General features: G+C 46.1%; 15 protein-coding genes and 1 pseudogene. 6 read left to right on the top strand and 10 right to left on the bottom strand.

Annotated elements, in window-relative coordinates; all coding sequences use genetic code 11:
* Positions 1–504 precede the first annotated feature (504 nt).
* Both MHI37_RS10315 and MHI37_RS10310 read right to left on the bottom strand, forming a co-directional pair.
* The gene (locus MHI37_RS10315) at positions 505–2,556 is read right to left on the bottom strand and encodes a hypothetical protein (RefSeq protein ID WP_076334891.1); all 2,052 of its coding nucleotides are present in this window, start codon (positions 2,554–2,556) and stop codon (positions 505–507) included.
* A pseudogene (locus MHI37_RS10310) lies at positions 2,556–3,956 on the bottom strand (glycoside-pentoside-hexuronide (GPH):cation symporter). Before MHI37_RS10310 ends, MHI37_RS10315 begins: the two are co-directional and overlap by 1 nt.
* A gap of 115 nt (positions 3,957–4,071) precedes the next feature.
* On the opposite strand from MHI37_RS10310, the gene MHI37_RS10305 reads away from it, so the two are divergent.
* Entirely contained in the window at positions 4,072–5,307 is a 1,236-nt protein-coding gene (locus MHI37_RS10305) for a helix-turn-helix domain-containing protein (RefSeq protein ID WP_076334888.1), read from the top strand.
* Between the two features lie 129 nt (positions 5,308–5,436).
* Here MHI37_RS10305 and MHI37_RS10300 read toward each other — a convergent pair whose 3' ends face one another.
* The gene (locus MHI37_RS10300) at positions 5,437–6,468 is read right to left on the bottom strand and encodes a glycoside hydrolase family 88 protein (protein ID WP_076334887.1); all 1,032 of its coding nucleotides are present in this window, start codon (positions 6,466–6,468) and stop codon (positions 5,437–5,439) included.
* Between the two features lie 237 nt (positions 6,469–6,705).
* Between MHI37_RS10300 and MHI37_RS10295 the strand changes: the two genes are divergently transcribed.
* Positions 6,706–7,569: an AraC family transcriptional regulator gene (locus tag MHI37_RS10295; protein ID WP_076334886.1), complete on the top strand. Its 864-nt coding sequence runs from the start codon at positions 6,706–6,708 to the stop codon at positions 7,567–7,569.
* A gap of 244 nt (positions 7,570–7,813) precedes the next feature.
* On the opposite strand, the gene MHI37_RS10290 is transcribed toward MHI37_RS10295, so the two are convergent.
* From MHI37_RS10290 to MHI37_RS10270, 5 genes are all read right to left on the bottom strand, one after another.
* Complete coding sequence (locus tag MHI37_RS10290; protein ID WP_144023587.1) at positions 7,814–9,040, bottom strand: Ger(x)C family spore germination protein; 1,227 nt, start codon at positions 9,038–9,040, stop codon at positions 7,814–7,816.
* Positions 9,041–9,085: 45 nt separating this feature from the next.
* Positions 9,086–9,298, bottom strand: a complete 213-nt coding sequence (locus tag MHI37_RS10285) for a CLC_0170 family protein (protein ID WP_083676041.1) — start codon at positions 9,296–9,298, stop codon at positions 9,086–9,088.
* A 39-nt stretch (positions 9,299–9,337) separates the two neighbouring features.
* Positions 9,338–10,459 carry an endospore germination permease gene (locus tag MHI37_RS10280; protein ID WP_076334885.1) on the bottom strand — a complete coding sequence of 374 codons (1,122 nt, stop codon included), beginning with the start codon at positions 10,457–10,459 and terminating at the stop codon, positions 9,338–9,340.
* A complete protein-coding gene (locus MHI37_RS10275) occupies positions 10,407–12,029 on the bottom strand; it encodes a spore germination protein (protein WP_256709706.1) in 1,623 nt (540 codons plus the stop codon). Before MHI37_RS10275 ends, MHI37_RS10280 begins: the two co-directional genes overlap by 53 nt.
* Before the next feature lie 696 nt (positions 12,030–12,725).
* The gene (locus tag MHI37_RS10270; RefSeq protein WP_256709618.1) at positions 12,726–14,006 is read right to left on the bottom strand and encodes a multicopper oxidase domain-containing protein; all 1,281 of its coding nucleotides are present in this window, start codon (positions 14,004–14,006) and stop codon (positions 12,726–12,728) included.
* Between the two features lie 189 nt (positions 14,007–14,195).
* On the opposite strand from MHI37_RS10270, the gene MHI37_RS10265 reads away from it, so the two are divergent.
* The 3 genes from MHI37_RS10265 to MHI37_RS10255 are packed head-to-tail and all read left to right on the top strand — an operon-like array spanning position 14,196 to position 15,340.
* On the top strand, positions 14,196–14,348 hold the full coding sequence (locus MHI37_RS10265; protein ID WP_179090128.1) for a hypothetical protein: 153 nt from the start codon (positions 14,196–14,198) through the stop codon (positions 14,346–14,348).
* Positions 14,349–14,978: a HAMP domain-containing protein gene (locus MHI37_RS10260; protein ID WP_076334882.1), complete on the top strand. Its 630-nt coding sequence runs from the start codon at positions 14,349–14,351 to the stop codon at positions 14,976–14,978.
* Positions 14,975–15,340, top strand: coding sequence for an ATP-binding protein (locus MHI37_RS10255; protein ID WP_076334881.1), 366 nt, complete (start codon positions 14,975–14,977; stop codon positions 15,338–15,340). The genes MHI37_RS10260 and MHI37_RS10255 overlap by 4 nt, the downstream gene beginning before the upstream one ends.
* Before the next feature lie 963 nt (positions 15,341–16,303).
* Here the strand turns inward: MHI37_RS10255 and MHI37_RS10250 are convergent.
* Positions 16,304–16,873: a YdeI/OmpD-associated family protein gene (locus MHI37_RS10250; protein ID WP_076334880.1), complete on the bottom strand. Its 570-nt coding sequence runs from the start codon at positions 16,871–16,873 to the stop codon at positions 16,304–16,306.
* Between the two features lie 80 nt (positions 16,874–16,953).
* Positions 16,954–17,418 carry a VOC family protein gene (locus MHI37_RS10245; protein ID WP_076334879.1) on the bottom strand — a complete coding sequence of 155 codons (465 nt, stop codon included), beginning with the start codon at positions 17,416–17,418 and terminating at the stop codon, positions 16,954–16,956.
* Between the two features lie 102 nt (positions 17,419–17,520).
* On the opposite strand from MHI37_RS10245, the gene MHI37_RS10240 reads away from it, so the two are divergent.
* Positions 17,521–18,432 (top strand): YafY family protein, encoded by a 912-nt coding sequence (locus MHI37_RS10240; RefSeq protein WP_076334878.1) that lies wholly within the window; start codon positions 17,521–17,523, stop codon positions 18,430–18,432.
* Positions 18,433–18,517 lie beyond the last annotated feature (85 nt).

Here is an 18,517-nt window from a genome sequence, read left to right as displayed (position 1 = left end):
TATGTTCACGCATTGTTACGAGATATTGATCTTCGAATTGGAAAATAACCATTAGAAAAAAGAAGACACAGTATTTAAAACGATTACAAGTTCGCACCTCCCTACTCTTTGCCTTGGAATGGAGCATGAGTTTCATTATTCTATCACACTCGCTGGATTCAAAAAGTATAATATTTTGAGATATTGGGGAATTAAAAAATAATACACATTACGTTATCAGTAGATAAATAAGGAGCTTGCTTGTTTGTAGGAAGAGTTATTCGCATATCATGCTTCCTTCTTCTAAAATAGTAATAGCGATATGTATGTTTTACAGCGTTATCTAGATAACTTATAACTATTAAAAAAACACGTCATATTTGACGTGTTTTTACTATCGTAAGAACGATCTTCTCGCGCAGCGCCCTTAACGTTACTCAAGTTTGATAATCCTGAGACAAACAAAGACCGTTAATGTAGGTATTCACCACAGAGTTAACGGTCTATCGTTATAACTTTATCCTTTTACTTCACGACGACCCGTACTCGGCATAAGTTCGGCACCTGCGTATAGAAGTCTCCGCTTCCGCTATTCCTGTTCGACGCTGCCCGCAATACGACATAATACGTACCGGGCTTGGAGAATGCGTACGTCCCCTCAACCACGGCTTGCGATCCCTCTTCATTCAGATGACGAATGGCCGCTTTTACCGGGAAGTCAGCCTCCCCTTCAAAATCCCACTCTGCAGCCACGATCCTCCCCGTATTCGGTGGAACTTCGATCACTGCTTCGAAATGAACGGATTCTAGAACGGAGACTTCTGCGCGTTTACTGCTATTGGTCGTAAGGGCTATGACAGGTTGAATGCCTTTGCGGTCGGCCGCACTAGGGGGAACAACAACTTGTCCGTCTACAACTTCATAATTCGTGCTGACTGGAGGCACAATGCCCCGCTCCACCCAATCGCTCAAATCCAGAAGCGCCTGATGCAGCGCAGGTACATACGTCACAATATGAAGCTCATTGAGCGCACCATTCGAGCTTGTATCCGCGTGCAAAGCGTGATCAACATACCAGAGCCTGAAGCGTTCATCCAAGTTCTCGCCTAGATGTTCTTGCACTTTTCTGCGATACCAATCTGCTTGCCAAGGGAATGCGCTCTCATCCATAAGCGTCTGCACGACGATCATTTTCCCTTGAAACCGCCCGCTTTGAACGGAGCCGGCTCCTCCGAAAGCAACAGCCGGTCCCACTAGCAACGGACGCTGCGGATACAACGGCTCACCGTTTGCATCTCGGAATTGGTCCCATACTTCGTAGTCACTGGACGGAACCTGATGCCGATGATAGGTTTGAATGGCGATGTAATCCGAATTGTCGAGCACAATCTCGTCGCCCGCTTTCACGGATTCCAGACTTTGAAGCGATGCGAAGAAACCGAATGCCGACCCGATCGTGACAACGTTCCCGTCGATCCGTCCGAGCGGAATTTTCAAACCTGCCGCCTCACCGCTAACGACTCGGATGAATGCTCCATCCAGATAAGCTTCCCCTCCCGGTAATCTCTCCACTTTAAAATAAGGAATGCTCTCTTCCGCTTCCGTCAGCATTTTCCAAGCTTCATCAACTCCCATATTGTTCGCTGAAGTTGACTCCGAAGTCCCTTGCCTGCGCGGCCACACAACCTCCGATATCGTCGTCCGATATTGAAGTCGGGCCTTCGATGCCGAGCTTTCGGGATCGGCGCCAAGGTACCCGGGAATGGTCCAGAACTCCTCGAAATAGTCGGAATCCATCTTCATCACAGCAGGTGTCAGAACCGTAAGAGCACCGTCGCCTATCTCTTTGTAAGCAAACCATGCCTTCGGTGGAAAGCCCAACCGCGTCACTTCTTCAAGGGCTTGTCGTTCTTCCTCGTTCAATCCGGCATACATGTCCCCGCTGCCTCCAGGCTCAAGCGCATCGATAATGCCAGTGAATTTATCCTTAAGAATTCTCATGGCATGGACGCGAGCTGTAAACACGTTGGGAATCGCCATAGGTGTACCGATAACGAACGGCACGGCACCGTCCCAAATGCCGGTCGTATTTTCCAAGAAGCTCATCGTCTTGAATCCGCCGCCGCTCCCGCCATAAATATAACCGTATGGACGATGCGGTCCGAACAGCTCTACCGCTTTCACCCGTGAGAATAGCGCCACTGCAGCGCTAGCCCGATATACGAGCGTAAAGTCGGAGGATGCGCCGCCCATATTGGTTTCCACCAGATAAGAGCCGCTGGTTATGGCAAAGCCGATTTTGTTGTCGATGCCTTCAACCTGGAATTGAGCCGCATTCTCGCTGCCTTGCACAGGGTTGACCGGTTGAAAGAAGCGTTCATTGTAATTCTCTTCAAGCGGAAAATAAAACGAAAACCTCGTTTCGGTGCCTGTGAATCCGCCATGCATATACCGATGACGCACGGGCTCCTCTCTCCACTCGTCTATATCGATATAAGGACTCTGAAATTGAGCGTCCTGTTGACCGTCATATAACGTATTTACGTTGTTTGCTTGATTCGTATCGTGAGTCGACATTAGGCATTTCTCCTTCTTTCTGCTAGTTCTTTTGAAATACGGGACTGCTTTTCTTCCGTCAGATCAAACCAAATCATGCATATGGCGAATGCGCCGAATACCGCGGGTAGAACCCCGATTATCACTTTAAGTCCGAACAATGTTCCGTCGCTTTGCTCCACGCCCGGCACATATCCGATCACAGTCAGCGCTCCTGCCGCAATCGCTCCGGATAACGCTGTCGCAAAGGTTTGGATGAAGCCGTTGAACGAGCTCATAAACGCGTTCAAGTTCAGTCCGCTCTTCCATTCGGTGTAATCGATTGCTGCGGGCATCATCACTCCCTGGGCAGGACTTGCGAAGCCGCCAATTAGACTGGTGAGAACAGATACCGCTATAAGCATCACGAGACCGGTCGTATCGGGAGAGAGAAATAAAAAGATTGGGCATGTCATGAGATTGACGATTACACCTGCAAGCACCGTATTTCTCAATCCGAACCGTCTGATTACCCTTTAACTGAAGGCTACGCCAATAAGCGTGGGGATTAGGACAACTATGCCAATAAGCGCCATTAAGCCTTCATTGTTGAAAAAATATTTATAAAAATGGATCTGAACACCGGAACGAATACCGGAAGATATAGCGCTTGAGAACAAATACACATATAAAATAATGGCGTATTTGTTCGAGAAAGTAGCAGCAAACATCTGCCTGAAAGAAGGCGACTTCTTATCTTTTTTTGCAGCTACAATATATCGTTCCTTCACTCGTACCGATTGATAAACGGATATCACAATAGTTATGACTGCCGCTGCAGCCATAAAGATGGAAAAGCCCTTGCCATCATCTCCTCCTCCTAACGCTTTGTACAAAGGAACCGTGCCAACCTGTACAACTAGAGCACCAAATAGAATGAACAGAAAGCCAAGCTGAGCGATCGTTATTCGCTCTTCAATTCTCTTCGTCACCGCCGGCACCACTGCTTGGCTCGGGATCGTGATGATGGAAGCGAACAAACTATAAATCGCGTAGGTCACGACGGCATAAACCATCTTGCCGGATTCGCCTAAGTCGGGAACCGTGAAGGTTAGCCAGCCGGAGATAGCGAAAGGAACGCCTAGGATGAGAAACCAAGGGGTGTATTTCCCCCAAGGCGTGGTGATTTTATCCAGCATCGCGCCAAAAATCGGAGCCAACAACGCATCGACGATGCGAGTAATGAGAAATAAGGCTGCTATAAAAGCTGGACTGATTTTCATAAAATCCGTATAGAAAAACAATAAATACATTTGAATAATTTGGTAATGAAACGTATTCGGCGCATTCCCGATAACAAGCCCAATCTTTTCGCTTAATTTAAGCCTCGGCCGCTCGCCTTCATCGTTAACCTCTTCTCTAATTACCTCTGCAGATGCCATAAATCTCCCCCTCCAAGTTGTACATGTGTAAGCCTTTACATTTGAATTATGGCACACGTTAATCTCTAAGTATGGTATGTTACGTATATTAATTGTACGAAAAGAGGATGAATGGATGGATTCTGGAGGAGAATTAACCGAACTGGACTATTTGTGCAAATACGTTCATGAAAGCTTGCAGCTGCCTATTTTCTGCAAATGGAATGCTGCCATGCAGCAGGAATCCATCTGGAGTGCCGAGCTTGCCGCTCATCCAACGATTACAGATCCGGCTGAACTCTTACGTTCGGCAGCTGCGAAGGGAACGGAATTGAACCTCCCGATTATTTACGAGATCAATGATTTGGAGCAGTTTGCCGTAGTGCCGGTGAAGCGCAATGGACAATGTCAGGCTGTTATCGTCATCGGCCCGACTACCAGGCGGGATTCCAATGAGTTGAACCGCGAATGGTTGATAGAGCATGGTATCCAGGTCCAGGATCAGCCGAAATGGACGGAATACGGGGATAGCCTTCCGTTTGTCGACCGCTTTCGGTTCCTTCATATTTGCGTTTTGGCGAATTGGATCGTGAATCAGGAGGCTCTCGACATTACGGACGTTCTCCAATCCACTTTGCAATTCGGACTAGCTAATCAACAGCAGGAGAAGGAGCTGGAGCTGGCCGACCGGCGGGAATATTCTATTTTTCATGATGGAATCGTTGGAGTGAATCAAATGCTTGCGCTCATTAAGCGCGGGGACAAGAAAGAGTTGATGAAACAACTGGTGAAAATGACCAGCGGGAACAACCCTGTTGGAGTTCAGTCGAAACGAAGTCATATTCGCAGCGTCAAAAATCTTGCGATTTGTGGAATCGCCTTAAGCAGCCGTGCAGCCACTGAAGGAGGCGTGTATCAAGAGCTGGCCATGACGTTATGCGACCTGCATGTTCAGCATATCGAGGAGTTGAACGATTTAGGAGCGATAGAGACGACCGTGTTCACTGCCATTTCGGATTTTGCCGACCGAGTCAACCAGTGCCAAAATAACAACCATTCTAAAGCGGTCCAGAAAAGCAAGGAGTATATCTACCTTCACCTCTTCGGGGAAATCACCCTGCAGCTGCTGTCTGAAGTATCCGGACTTAATCCTCATTATTTGTCCCAGCTGTTCAAGAAGGAAACCGGTCTGACTCTGATGAACTACATCCAGCGCGAACGAATCGAGGAAGCTAAGAAGCTGCTTGACCACTCGAGCGACACGATTTCGAGAATCGGCGAGCGGCTTACCTTCTATGATCAAGCTCATTTCGTGAAGGCATTCAAGAAGCACGCGGGAATGACGCCGAAGCAGTACCGGAACCGCCAGTGATTGAACAGCTAAGGAGGATGGCACCTTTATCCTCACAACCCGAGACATCTTCAAACGACAACAAGCCCTGCGCATTACGCAGGGCTCTCTTCCTTGCTAACCGAGATATCTCATCGTTCCCGCAAAATCCTACTCTTGTTTGATTTCGTCGATAACCGTGGCCAAGAAAGCAAGGCCTAGCCCCTGCCCCCAGCCCTGCGCCCATTTCCGGTCGATGCGGAGGTAACCAGCGATGTCGTTCATGACGGCGGTGCCTCCCGATACGTTCCTAACGCGGCCGTTGTCTGCAATGTTCGCTAGCAGGCCGTCAAGCGCCTTCTGCACATGCTTCCCGTGCAGCGGGTTTCCTTGCGTGACCATAGCCGCCGCGATGCCCGCGGTAGCTGACACTTCACCATAGGCTTCCGGAAAATCAAGCACGGTGCCCCAGAGACCGTCTTCCTGCTGCAGCTTCTTGATTGCGGCGAGCTGATCGCGCAATGAACTCCATATATGCATCATCGGTGGATACAGATAGGCCTCCGGCAATATTTTGGCAGCTCTGGACATCGTATAGGCCGCCCAGCCGTTGGCACGCGCCCAATAAATGCCGGACATGTGATCCTTCTTGATATGATTGTAGCCGTGATACCACAGCCCGTCGTTCTCGTCCTGCAAGTAATTGATATGCCAGAAAAATTGATGCAAAGCGTCTTCTACGAGATGTTTTTTGTCAAACATAATGCCCGCGCGCAGCATGAAATACGCCGCCATGAACAAAGTATCCGCCCAGCACTGCTCCGGAAAATCATTTTTGGCCGACACTGTATGCTGAAGCACTCGGTCGCCGAAACGTAGTGCTTTGTTCTCCAAATAATCGAGCTTGCTGAAAATAAGCTCCGCATACCGCTCGTCCTTCGTCTGCTCGTACAAGGTGAGCAGCATATGCCCCATCGCGCATGTATTGACCGTCCAAACCGGAAGTCCCGCCTCTATGTATTCGTCTACCCAAGCGATCATTCGATCCAGATATACTTGCTCGCCCGTCACTTCGTAAGCCCGACTGACGCCGTAGTAGGCAACTCCTCCCGGCCAGTCCCAAGTTAGATCCATGCCGAACGTGTACTCCGCCACACGTCCGACGACTTGCTTCAAGTCGCTTTCTTTTGCGCTAATTTTCATCTCAATCGTCCCCTCTTGTCAGATTCACATACTTAAAAAGATACAGCTGGGATAACCAATCTTGAAGGAATGCCGCCTTCTGGGCTCAAGGTGTGATAGAGGTCCATTCCGTCCCACATGAAGTCACTCCTTGAATTATATGATAAAATCGCAGTATACCTCTTCATTGTAAAACTTAATTTTATAAGGTCCCATATAATAATATAGAAATCGCATATAAGAATATGGAGGTTCACTATGAAACGACGCATCGTTCCCGCTTCGCCTGCAGAATTGCTGCCGCTGCAGCTCGAATCGATCGGAGTGAGTCCCGAGCAAGAGACGATAGAGCGGCCGAATGGCTACCCCTATTTCCACTGGCTCCAGACACTCGCAGGCGAAGGCGAGCTATCGACGAATGGTCAAATCTGGAAAATGACCGAGCACTCAGGGGTATTGTTATCCCCAGGAACGCCTCATCGTTACGAAGCAAAGAACGGCTCTTGGCATACTGGGTTTATCACGTTTCACGGGAGCATGGCGGCAAGCTTCATCCAATCATTCGGATGGAACATGGCGGAGCGCTTCCAGTGGGAAGTCGGCAATGCTCGGATATCGAAAAAATTAGCAGACATGCTGACGCTCGCCGAGTCTGGAGGCGATCCGTCAGGATGGCAGTTTTCATCGGATTTGTACCAATTCCTAACGCTGCTTCGAACCGATGCGCGAACGGACAACCGGCCATCGATATCGAAACGGCTGGAGCGAATTCAACTTCTGCTAGACTTTCTCGAAGCGGAATTCGCAGATCCCGGAATTGGACTTACGGAGATGGCATCCTTGCTTGATATCGGTGAGAGACAACTGAACGAGAAGTTTCGAGAGCTGTTCGGCCAGACGGCATATGCTTACTTAATTCAACTGAGGATCCGGAAAGCGAAGGAATGGCTTCCGTCCCGGCCGGACTGGACGGTACGGAGAATCGGCGAAGCAGTCGGATTCCGCGACGCGAGCCACTTCGTGGCCACGTTTCGCCGGAAGGAAGGCATGACGCCGGAAACTTACCGTAGGTTGCATGGTACGGGCGCAGTTACCCGCGAGTTTAAAATCCTTCCAATGTAGGGGGTGGTAATGAATAGCGACGTCTCAAAAACTAAAGGCCTTACCGCAAATTATGTGAAATCGAGTGAAGACGTGGCCAACTGCTCTTTGTTCTAGAACTCAAGGTTGCGGATGGCACAATCACCGAGATCGATATGATTGCCGATCAGGCGCGCATTCGCCAGCTCGATTTGGCAGTTTTGAACGAGGTGGATCTATATTGACTACGGAACCCCACATAAGTCTAGAAGCCTTTTTTTATTGACTATTTCGCTTTCATGCCAACCCGACGGACTCTTGTATTTACGCTCACTTCAACTACGACATCCTTGTAGGCCTCTTGCCAGCGCTCCTTAGTCCGGATCTCCCTGTCCCAGTACCGGGGGTTTTTGGCCCGTAAATACTCGCCGAAGCCGAATATGTCGGATCCTTTTCGCTGCGTTTGTTTGATCAAACTTTCATATGATTTCTTGAGCGACTTTATGTTTTCATCTTCGATATCCTTTATGATCTTCTCATTCACGACAAGAAACTGGCCACTAATTATTTCCTCCAGATTGATCTCGGTTTGGACATATATTTTAAAATGTGGACGGCCACCCTCGATCCGTACGTCGAATTTCGATTCGCGATGGGTAGCGACGATCATTATTGCCCCCTCATCTAAGTTGGCAACTCCCCGATAACCTGCGGGATTAAGACCTTTAATTCCCATATAGCCTGCAATTTCAAACGGTTTCGTTGTCCCTACCATCTTGTCGTCTTTAAAATAAGCCATTCCCAACAGATTAATGTTCTGTTCTTTCATCAACTCAACATACGGAAGAAAGCCTTCCTGCCCTTTCTTAGAGGAATTGCTCCAGAACAGGCCGACATAATCATTCGGAAATTTGCCTAGCTTAACGGCATTGTCCAACGTTGACAGCAGGTAGAGACTCGGAACGCGTTCCAGTTTCGGGGAAGCGGTCATGATTTTTTTCGCATTTCCTTTTGATATTATCATCCACATCATTCTACGCACTTCCGAATTGCGCCTGAGGACATCATTCACATTCTGCAAACCACTCTTGGCTACCGCTTCGGAAACGACGATAACGCGCAAATGTCCGTAAAACAGTTTGCTGGAAAGTTGCTGCTGCAAGTTCATGAGCGCATCATCGACGGAATGGCCTACCACGTCTATGACCCACACCGTTTCTCCCGACCCTTCACTACTGCCGCCTCCTTCCCCTGGCCCGAGCGGAATCCTTCCGGGAAGTGCAATCTGTGCAGCAACGCGAATCATCGCTTCTTCCGGAGTGGGAAAGCTGCCTCTGAGGTGGGAGACCTCGTCCTCCTCTTGCTCTGCCTCGGATCCTGCCAAGTCTATAGAAATCCCCAATATGACAGCGCGTTCCTCGATTTCAAGACGATCCCAACAGCCAGTCAAGAAGGGAACGGTGAGAAGAATGATACATGACAGCTTGACCGATTTTGTCCATTGGCATGACACGATGACGATACCTCGCTTTAATTAAGATGCTCCTCAGACTGACGATCACCCCCACTTTTTAAGAATCCAACTCCCTACGAAAAGGAAACATGCGATCATAATATTTAGCCATCCCAAGAAACGGGAAACTTTCTTTTCTTTGATCATTTTCGTTAGTTCAAAGTGTTTGATGTCCAGTGCTAATATCAGCAATCCGCTCACAAGCAATAGAGGGATTGCATATTTCAAATAACTGGCGAAAAAAACGTCCATTCCCATACATCGTAAGCCTCCTCAAATCACGAATAATCCTGCTATTTATCGGGCATCCTTTTCCCCTTGAATACGAACGGATTGCCCTCTTTTCTTGCGCAAGAGGGCAATGACAAGCAACAGTCCGGGATAAGCGATCGTAATGGCAAGCCCAATACGGCCGAAGTTTTGAATAATGGAATACATTTGCAAGATGTTCTGGGGAAGCATTGCCATGACAAATACAAACGCAAGGAGAAAAAATGAAAACATGCGATGATCACTCAAGCGAAACAGCTTGCTTATGGAGTGAATCGTCAGAAAATAACTGGAGTACAAGGTCGTGAACACGGCTGTGACCCAAACCGCAAGGAATGCTGCATCCAGACGTTCCAGAATATTCGCGGGTAATGACGTTGCTTTGGCGAGCTCCAATGTCGGCCAAAGCAGCTTCTTAATCTCTTCTGAGCCAAATACGCTAACCGTTGCCGCGACGATTGTAATATACAGACCACCGGCAAAAAGCATCCCCACCATGCTGGCTTTCATCGCCTTCTCGGGTTGACGCATCGCCGGGATGACAATGGTTAAGATGAACGACCCTTGAAACAAGGCGGCAATCGTCAATATACCCGGCAGCATATTGCCGGTTGCATTCCCCCATATAGGTTGTAAATTGATCAAGTCCGAATTCTTTAATGCAAGAGCGACGATTAACAAGACAGGAACTAACAAAATCGGTGTGTAAAAGACATGGATGTAAGCAAACGTCGTAATATCGTTGCGTGTCGTGATAGCCGCAAGTAGCAGCATGACAATAACCGTCACTTCCACTGGCGTCGTCTTCAGAACCGAAGTAACGACCACTTCTCCAAATTCTCGCGCCGTTAGGGACGTCAATATGGCAAAGAATACGATGATAAGGATATTGCCAAGCAAAGCGAGCCATTTGCCAAGTATATCCTCACTGTATTGAATGATCGATTTGTTCGGAAACCGCATGCCAAGCAGGGTAATGATCCCAAGTCCCACAAAGCCGAGAAGCATTCCAAGCAGCGTGACGAGCGGAGCTCCCGAATTCGCCACGCGAACGGCGAAGAGAGGCAGCGGAAGAACCCCTACTCCGATGATAGTGCTAAACAGTATTGCCGCGGCTTGGATCACCGTTATCTGGCGGGGATTCTCCATCGACTGACGCTCCTTTCGATTTCTTTTCATTCATCGGATCCAGTACGTTCTCAGTCTGATTGTGGAGATTTTCCATCACGTCAAAACCAGATTCAGCTTCTGTTCCCAATCGGTTTTTCTCGATCGTTTGCAAGAATGAAGGCCTATCGCTCATCCACCATAAAGGGCCACGTATGAGCACATCCTTCATTCCTTGAAAGTTGCCGGGAACTAACGGGCTCATGTAAGGGACCCCAAACGATTTCAGAGAAAGCAAATGATTCAGAATAAGAATCAATCCGATCATAACGCCGTAAAGACCGAAGATGCCGGCCATTATTATGAGTGGAAACCGCAGGAGACGTAAGGCAAGCGCAGCATTATAGGCCGGCGTTGCGAAGGATCCGATTGTCGTTAACGCAATGATAACGACGGTGATCGGACTGGCGAATCCGGCTGCTACCGCGGCCTGCCCGACAACAAGGACACCGACGATGGATAGCGCCCCGCCGACTTGCTGTGGTAACCGAATCGTCGCTTCCCGAAGCACCTCCATCGAGATTTCAATGACCAGCACCTCGATAATGGCGGGGAACGGAACGCCCGCTCGTCCGCCAGCCACCGCTACGGCAAACTCGGTAGGTATCAGCTCCGGGTTGAAGGAAATGATCGCCACGTACAGAGAAGGAAATATCAACGAAAATACCAAGGCCACCAGCCTCGCCATCCGGATCGCGCTCATGAGCAGAAATCGCTCTGTGTAGTCCTCAACCGTTTGGTAGAATTGGTTGAACACCGTTGGTACGACCAGTGCTAGAGGAGAACCATCGACAATAATAGCCACCCTTCCCTCCAGCAGGTTAGCCACTACTTTATCTGGTCGTTCCGTATATTGAACTTGCGGAAACGGGGATAAATGATTATCCTCGATATACTGCTCCAGATACCCCGAATCCAACACCGCGTCTATATCAATGTTAGAAAGGCGCTTATTGACTTCTTTCAACAGATCCAGGTTTGTAACCCCATCCAAATAGCAAACAGCTACTTTCGATTTGCTTCTACGACCGATCTCCATCGTTTCAATGTGAAAATCAATGGTTGGCAGCCGATAGCGAAGCAGTGAGATATTCGTATCCAGCATCTCAATGAACCCTTCACGCGGACCACGGATGACTTGCTCCGTCGCCGGCTGATCGATGGCCCTTTTGTCCAGACTCCGCGTGTGAACCAGGAATGCTTCGTCCAATTTGTCAACCACTACAATGGTTTTCCCAAGTAGAATGCCATCGACTAGGATTGAAATGCTACTTTCCAACTGCCCTCCGCTATGATACAGAGAATCGTTGAACAGTATACTCTTTAACTGATCTTCCGCGATGGATTCGCTTTCTAGACTGGGAGGCGGATACATGAGCGGTTTTAAAATCTCCGAGTTAATCATGGTTGAATTCGTCATGCTGGAATAGTAAAACACGGCAGCTGGGTATTGTCCGAATACATGAAAGCGTCGCTTCAGAAAATCCGCATTCATACCAAGAAGGCTATCTATAATCGTAATCGTATCCTCTAGATTTCCGCTTATTTTCATATTTTTAAGGTCTTTCAAGGCTTGATCCGAAACGGGGAGTTGCTGTTGTTTCTCCGATGTGTTACGTTTGGACATCTTCTACCCCTCCGATCATGATCTTTCGAACTTTGAATACCTCACAATAAAGATTTCGCTACTATCTTTGACGTATCACCTGCTCCTTAAACGAAAATGGATTGCATCAGGGCAATCCATTTTGTCAAAACTGACTTTTATAGCGCTAACATTAACTTTACCGGCACATACACTTTTTATACCAATCAACTATGTCATTAAGACGACCGTGAATCGTTCAGCTGATTTAAATTTAATTAGGCTATGTTAAATCATAATATTGATATTTGACCAAAAGAAAACCGCCCTAATAAAAAGGCGGCATATTGAACTCCCATCGTATCTGTCTGTTTTATGGGTAAGTCGCATCCTACTTCCGAACATCAGGTTTTTTTACAGGGAATCTTAACACAGCTTTCAACCTTGACGATTCAGTCTTACGGGGAAACCTTTGGTACTGCACATCGCCTCTTCTTACCTATAGATGAGCGAAGACAATGGGTTGCTAAAATGTAACATCTAAGGCCACACCGCAATTTCATTTATCACAAGATGGTCTAAAATTGAAAAAGCCGCAAACGATGCGACTTTATCGATGGATCTTAGTGGCACAGGGCAGTATTCAGTTCCGCTATTCTGATATTAATGGTCATGATTTCCTTTGGGCAGCTGTTGCGATACCTGGGATTCCGTGCCTGGTTCGACAATGACGAACTGCCCCATCATTCCACTATCTTCATGATACAACAAATGACAATGATACATGTAAGGCGTATTGGGATCAGGATAGCTTCCAAATTCCACGGCTAGTCTGACCGTAGTGCCATTCGGGATAAAAACCGTATCCTTTCTTCCTCGCTCATATATTGGCGGCGCTTCCCTATTTTTGTCCATTACAGTGAATGCCGCATCATGGATATGGAAGTTATGGTCCCATCCCGTATTCGTGATTTCCCAAATTTCACGTGCTCCAGCCGGAACAACCTCATCGATACGATTCATGTCCATTTCCTTACCGTTGATTGCCGATGCGGTTGTCATTTCAAATTTACGAACCTTTGCATTCTCGGGCACATCAATGGGCGGCTCAGCGGTGAGTTGATTCGGGAGCTGCGATGACTTCAATAGACTAGTTTCTGCGATAATCTTAACGAGATCAAACTCTCCATTTTCAATCCCGCCTTTGCCTGCAAAGCTGTGCAGGATCGTTTCTTCGCCAGCTTCAAACTCGACCACGATTTCTGCTCGTTCACCTGGACTTAATAACAAACGATCTAATTTAACCGGCTCGGGTAAAAGTCCCGCATCGCTGCTAACCAGATAAAATGTTCGATTATCCGCAAAGCCGAGATTATAAGCTCTGGCATTCGACCCGTTCACTAATCGAAATCGAATCTGGCTAGTCGTCACCTTTAGGTAAGGATCATAGGTCCCATTAATGAGGATTTGATTCCCTAATAATCCAAATGGAGTTAGACCCATATTCTCCTTAAAAGAACCGTCACTCTTAACCAACTTATCTTGGATAATAATCGGAATATCATTAACCCCATACTCTGAAGGTAATGCTGTAGAGTCTTCATCCTCGATGATAAATAACCCAGCAAGTCCTCGATAAACATGCAGAGCTGTTTTTCCATGCAGGTGAGGATGATACCATGTCGTCGCTGCTGGCTGCTCGATTGTCCAATATGGCTTCCAAACCGATCCTGCTTCCATCATTTGATGCGGGCCGCCATCCATCACTGCGGGTAATCGCATCCCATGCCAATGCAAGGTTGAGGTTTCTTCCAAATTGTTCACGATATCGAAAGATACTTGATCGCCACGCGAAGCTCGGATGGTCGGCCCTAAATAAGATCCATTGATCCCCCAAGTCGGTGTCTGTTTTCCAGCGAAAAACTCGGTTGAGCTTGACTTCATGGTTAAGGTATAGTGCTTCTTACCATCGGAATCCGTGGTTGGTTCAAGTATTGGTGGTATTTGTAATGTATTCTTAAACTCAAGCTTACCGACGTTTGTGGTCGTATCCCCATCGCATCCGGCTAAACTGAGTGCTAACCATACACACAATAACATCAGCAGTTTATCATATCGTTTCGGAGATCGACTATGAGCGTAAGGCGCCAGCTATTTTGGACCTTGACGGCGTTTATTACGGCCATGGCTGCAGCGTTTGTGGGGGTTACGTTATTTGTGGTAAGACCAACCATCGAGCATATCCCGGTGGCAGACAGGAGCAGTGAAATCAAGGAAATCACCTAGATGATCGTTGATCATTATGAACAAAGCGGAGCCTTGGACGGCATCCAGCTGAAGCTGGAATCAATGACTTCTGTGGGACGTCCCGATTCGAGCATAATGCTAATGACGCCTCAAAAAAGAACGCTGTTCTCCAAGGGAGACGCCTCAACTAGGAGCGTACAAAGGCTCGGTATACAGAAGCGTATCAAATTCAAGGATAAGGAAATCGCAATCTTATATTATTCCGATCCGGAAGTAGCCAATCTCTCTACCATCCAGCTGGGTATCGGCAGCTCGGTAACTGTTCTGCTGCTCATGAGCAGCGCAATCTTGGTTCTCATCTCGCTAATAGCCGCCTACTGGCTGGCCAATCGTCTAACAAGACCACTAAGGGAGATCATTCCGGTTATTGACCTTATAAGAAAAGGAGATTTGACCGCCGCGGCACCGGTTTATTCCGACAATGAGTATGGTAAGATTGCTAAATCATTGAACGCGATGACGCGTCAATTGGTGCAGTCGGAGAAAGTTCGCCGGAATCTGGTCGCGGATGTCGCACATGAACTCAGGACTCCGAAGCGAAAAACATATCGATTTCGTTTACCGCCGAACCGGATATACCGCAAGTCCGGATCGATCAACACCGTATGATACAGGTGTTGATCAACGTCATTGGGAATGCGGTCCGATATACACCGGCGGGTGGAACGGTTTCAATAGCGGTCGAATCTTCAGCTTCGACCGATTCTCCTTTCTTACAGATTGAGATCGCAGACACCGGACAAGGAATCGCCCCCGAACATATTCCTTTTGTTTTCAACCGTTTCTATAGGACGGATGAAGCTAGAAACCGGAACAATGGCGGCATGGGACTCGGTCTTGCGATTGCGAAAGAATATGTGGCGTCTCATCAAGGTTCGATCGAAGTGCACAGCGTCATCGGAGTTGGTTCCGTCTTCACGATCAAATTGCCCGTTGGTCATACAGCACAAACTGATCTTGAGGAACAATGAACCATGTGGTCAATTTATACTGTACCTATTGGCCGATAAGCCAAAATTCTTGATTTTTATTCCAAACATCTCGTCCAAAAAACTATTAATTGGGAATACAAATAAAGAAGAGGAATTCACACACAACGTGCGAGAAGTTCGTTCCGGAGAAACAAAGTGTTCGCCTTTGCAGCCTATATTCTTACCTTTAAATGTCTTAGGAAATCAAAGAATCTGGCTGCAACCGCGTCCCTTTAGAATGATCTACTCGCGCAGCGCCCAAAACGTAAATCTGTAGTTCAACTTATCTCGTTAGGTTACTTTAGCTTTCTTTCTCCGGTTCTTAGATTGGTCGCGCTAGCGCGATGGGTTCAGCGCTATAGGAAGAGGCTACGTTGCAGTTTGTACAACGTAATCGACGTTACTCGCCTAACAAGGCACGTACACGGAAGTTTGTGCAATAGATTGCCGATTCTAGGGTGTTATTCGTTGGTTTGGAGTTAATTCTAGTGCAATAGTACACTGTAGCCGTCTGAAACAGCTCTCATGTGAGGTTTTCATTGTAGTTAGTGCAGTGTAGGCGCTTCTCCTTAATCTAGCGGAGGCTTGTACTGGAGAAATGAAGTGTTCGCCTTAGGAGCCTTTATTCTATCTGGAAATATCTAGGTAAATCAAACGATCTAGATGTAACCGCGCGCCTTCAGAATGATCTACTCGCGCAGCGCCCAAAACGTAAATGTTTAGTTCAACTTATATATTTAAAGTTATCAGTTATGGTTTTTGTCAAAAATTATTGACAAACTCGTTCTGTCATTCAACCATTACCTACACTCTCCGCTGTACCAGTATGTGCGATACTCATCTCCGCACTTTTGTAACTAAAAATTCAGAAAGGAATCCATCCCGTAATGGAAGGAGGCCAATGGTAGCTCGCCTAGTTAAGCAATCTCCTCCATTGGATTACCTCTATGTTCTGCGGTTGACTTAATAATCTAGCAGACGTCCGTTATCATTCCATTGACCGTACATTTTATTTTCTCTAGTGTTTGTTATGAATTTTTCTAATCTACTCCTGAACAATTTCGGCTGATTCTTATTGCTTTGTATCGTGTCGATCCGAACTCTTTTATAAAGATCTGGAAATGACATGAAATTGTCGTATACTTGCTTTTCCTCTTTTAGCCTTCGCTCTATATCTTCATCAATTCTAAAAGAATGGTGATCCATATCGGGAAGAACCATTCTTCCTTCATCTCTCATTAACCCTAACTTTCCGAGGCGGCGAACACGCTCTTTATTTAATTCGGTCCATGAACTTTTTTTACTCCTAGGAGACAGCCTCTGAGCCAGCTCCGTTTCAGAAATTTTCTTTTTGACTCCATCGATCCATCCAAAGCACAAAGCTTCCTCGACCGCGTCCAAATATAACAACATATCAGGGGTGGCTGTCATACTAACCAAGACCCAGCAAGACTTTTTAGTCTTACCATTTTCCTGCAGCCACTCCCTCAGAGCTTCTCTCGATTTTGCTGGAATCAGGTTTTCAATTTCCATAGATAAACTACATCCTCCTTTTCAAGACAAACATACATAAAAAAAATGGTCTTCAATTGCAAGACCATTTTTAAAATGCGTTACATTTTGTTGGAAATGACTTTATCAAGAAACTTATCAGCGTCACTATTAAATTTCCAATAAACCCCAAACTTATCAACTAACATTCCAAAGCACGAAGACCAAGGAGTATTGGATAACGGCATCAGAACATTGCCACCAACAGATAAATTATTAAAGTATTCTTCCAGTTTTTGTTTATCCTCGATGACTAGACTAATCAGTACATTATTTCCTTTCACTAGCTCACCTGTTACCATCTTCATTGAAGGCAAAATATCCGACATCATAATTTTCCCGCCTGCGAATTCCAATGAAGACTCCATGATCATATTTAATTCATTTTCTGGCAGGGGATAGTTTGGATCTTGTGAAAAATCCTTGAATTTAACTTTTTTCACTTCATTCGCATTTAAAGCGTCCGAATAAAATCCAATCACTTGTTCTGTAATTCCATCAAAGTTTAAGTATGCAATAGCTGACATAGGGTAATACCTCCTTCTTGTGATAAATGTAGTATAATCTAAGAACGGTGACAGCAGTATGTCACCGTTCTTAGATTAAGTAGAGAAAGAAGAGGGAGAAATATGGACAAGGTTGAGAGACTTATTTCTATAATAATGATATTGCTGAAAAAAGATGTTGTTTCTACAAGAGAATTCGCACAATTATTTAATGTTTCCAAAAGAACTATTCTTCGCGATATGGAGACACTGAGCATATCAAATATCCCGATCTACTCTATCCATGGAGTTAATGGCGGCTACCGTATTATGGATGAATACAAGGTTGATAAACGTCTTTTAAACAGCTCCGACTTAGTGAATATATTAACTGCACTCGGTGGATTGGAACAAATTCTAATTAGCGAAGAAGTTGAAATTACGATAAAAAAAATAGAAGCGATGGTTAGCCCATTGTCTCTGAAAAGTTCAATTCATCTGTCATTCTATGATTGGGAGGGTCGGTCTGAGATTCTTCAAACCCTGAAGACATGTCAAGAATCAATAGTAAAGAGAAGGTTAGTTTCATTTGATTATATAGATAAAAATGGCACCACGACGAACAGAATTGTCGAGCCATATCAGCTTCATTTTAGCGAAACGAGTTGGTATCTGAAAGGATTCTGTTTACATCGTATGAAATATAGAACGTTTAAATTATCTCGGATCGATAATCTTAATATGGATAAAAAAACATTTAACCCTAGAGATTATTTATTAGAACAAGAACGCGAAGCAAGTTATCAACCGCAACTAGTCGCTATTAAGGCATTGATTTCGCCTAGCATAAAAGATCATTTCATTGAAAGGCACGGTCAAAAAAGTATTGAAAACTATAATTCCGAATTATTATTAGCAACCATTTCTGTCCCTCAAAACAGTACGGGATTTCAATTTTTAGCAAGTTTCGGCACAAATCTAAAAATCGTAGAGCCCAAAACATATGTTGAAGACTTTCGAAATTACTTAAATGAAATGATGAAGAGATATTCTTGAATAGGTTAAGATCAATTCATTGATAAAACTTAGTAAGAAATGAAGAAGAAGCCAGGGAACGCTCCCTGGCTTCTTCTTTAAATTC

This window comes from Paenibacillus sp. FSL H8-0548 (assembly GCF_038630985.1).
Taxonomy (GTDB): domain Bacteria; phylum Bacillota; class Bacilli; order Paenibacillales; family Paenibacillaceae; genus Pristimantibacillus.
The sequence above is the reverse complement of the archived record's forward strand: the minus strand, read 5'-3'. Positions and strand labels throughout refer to the sequence as shown.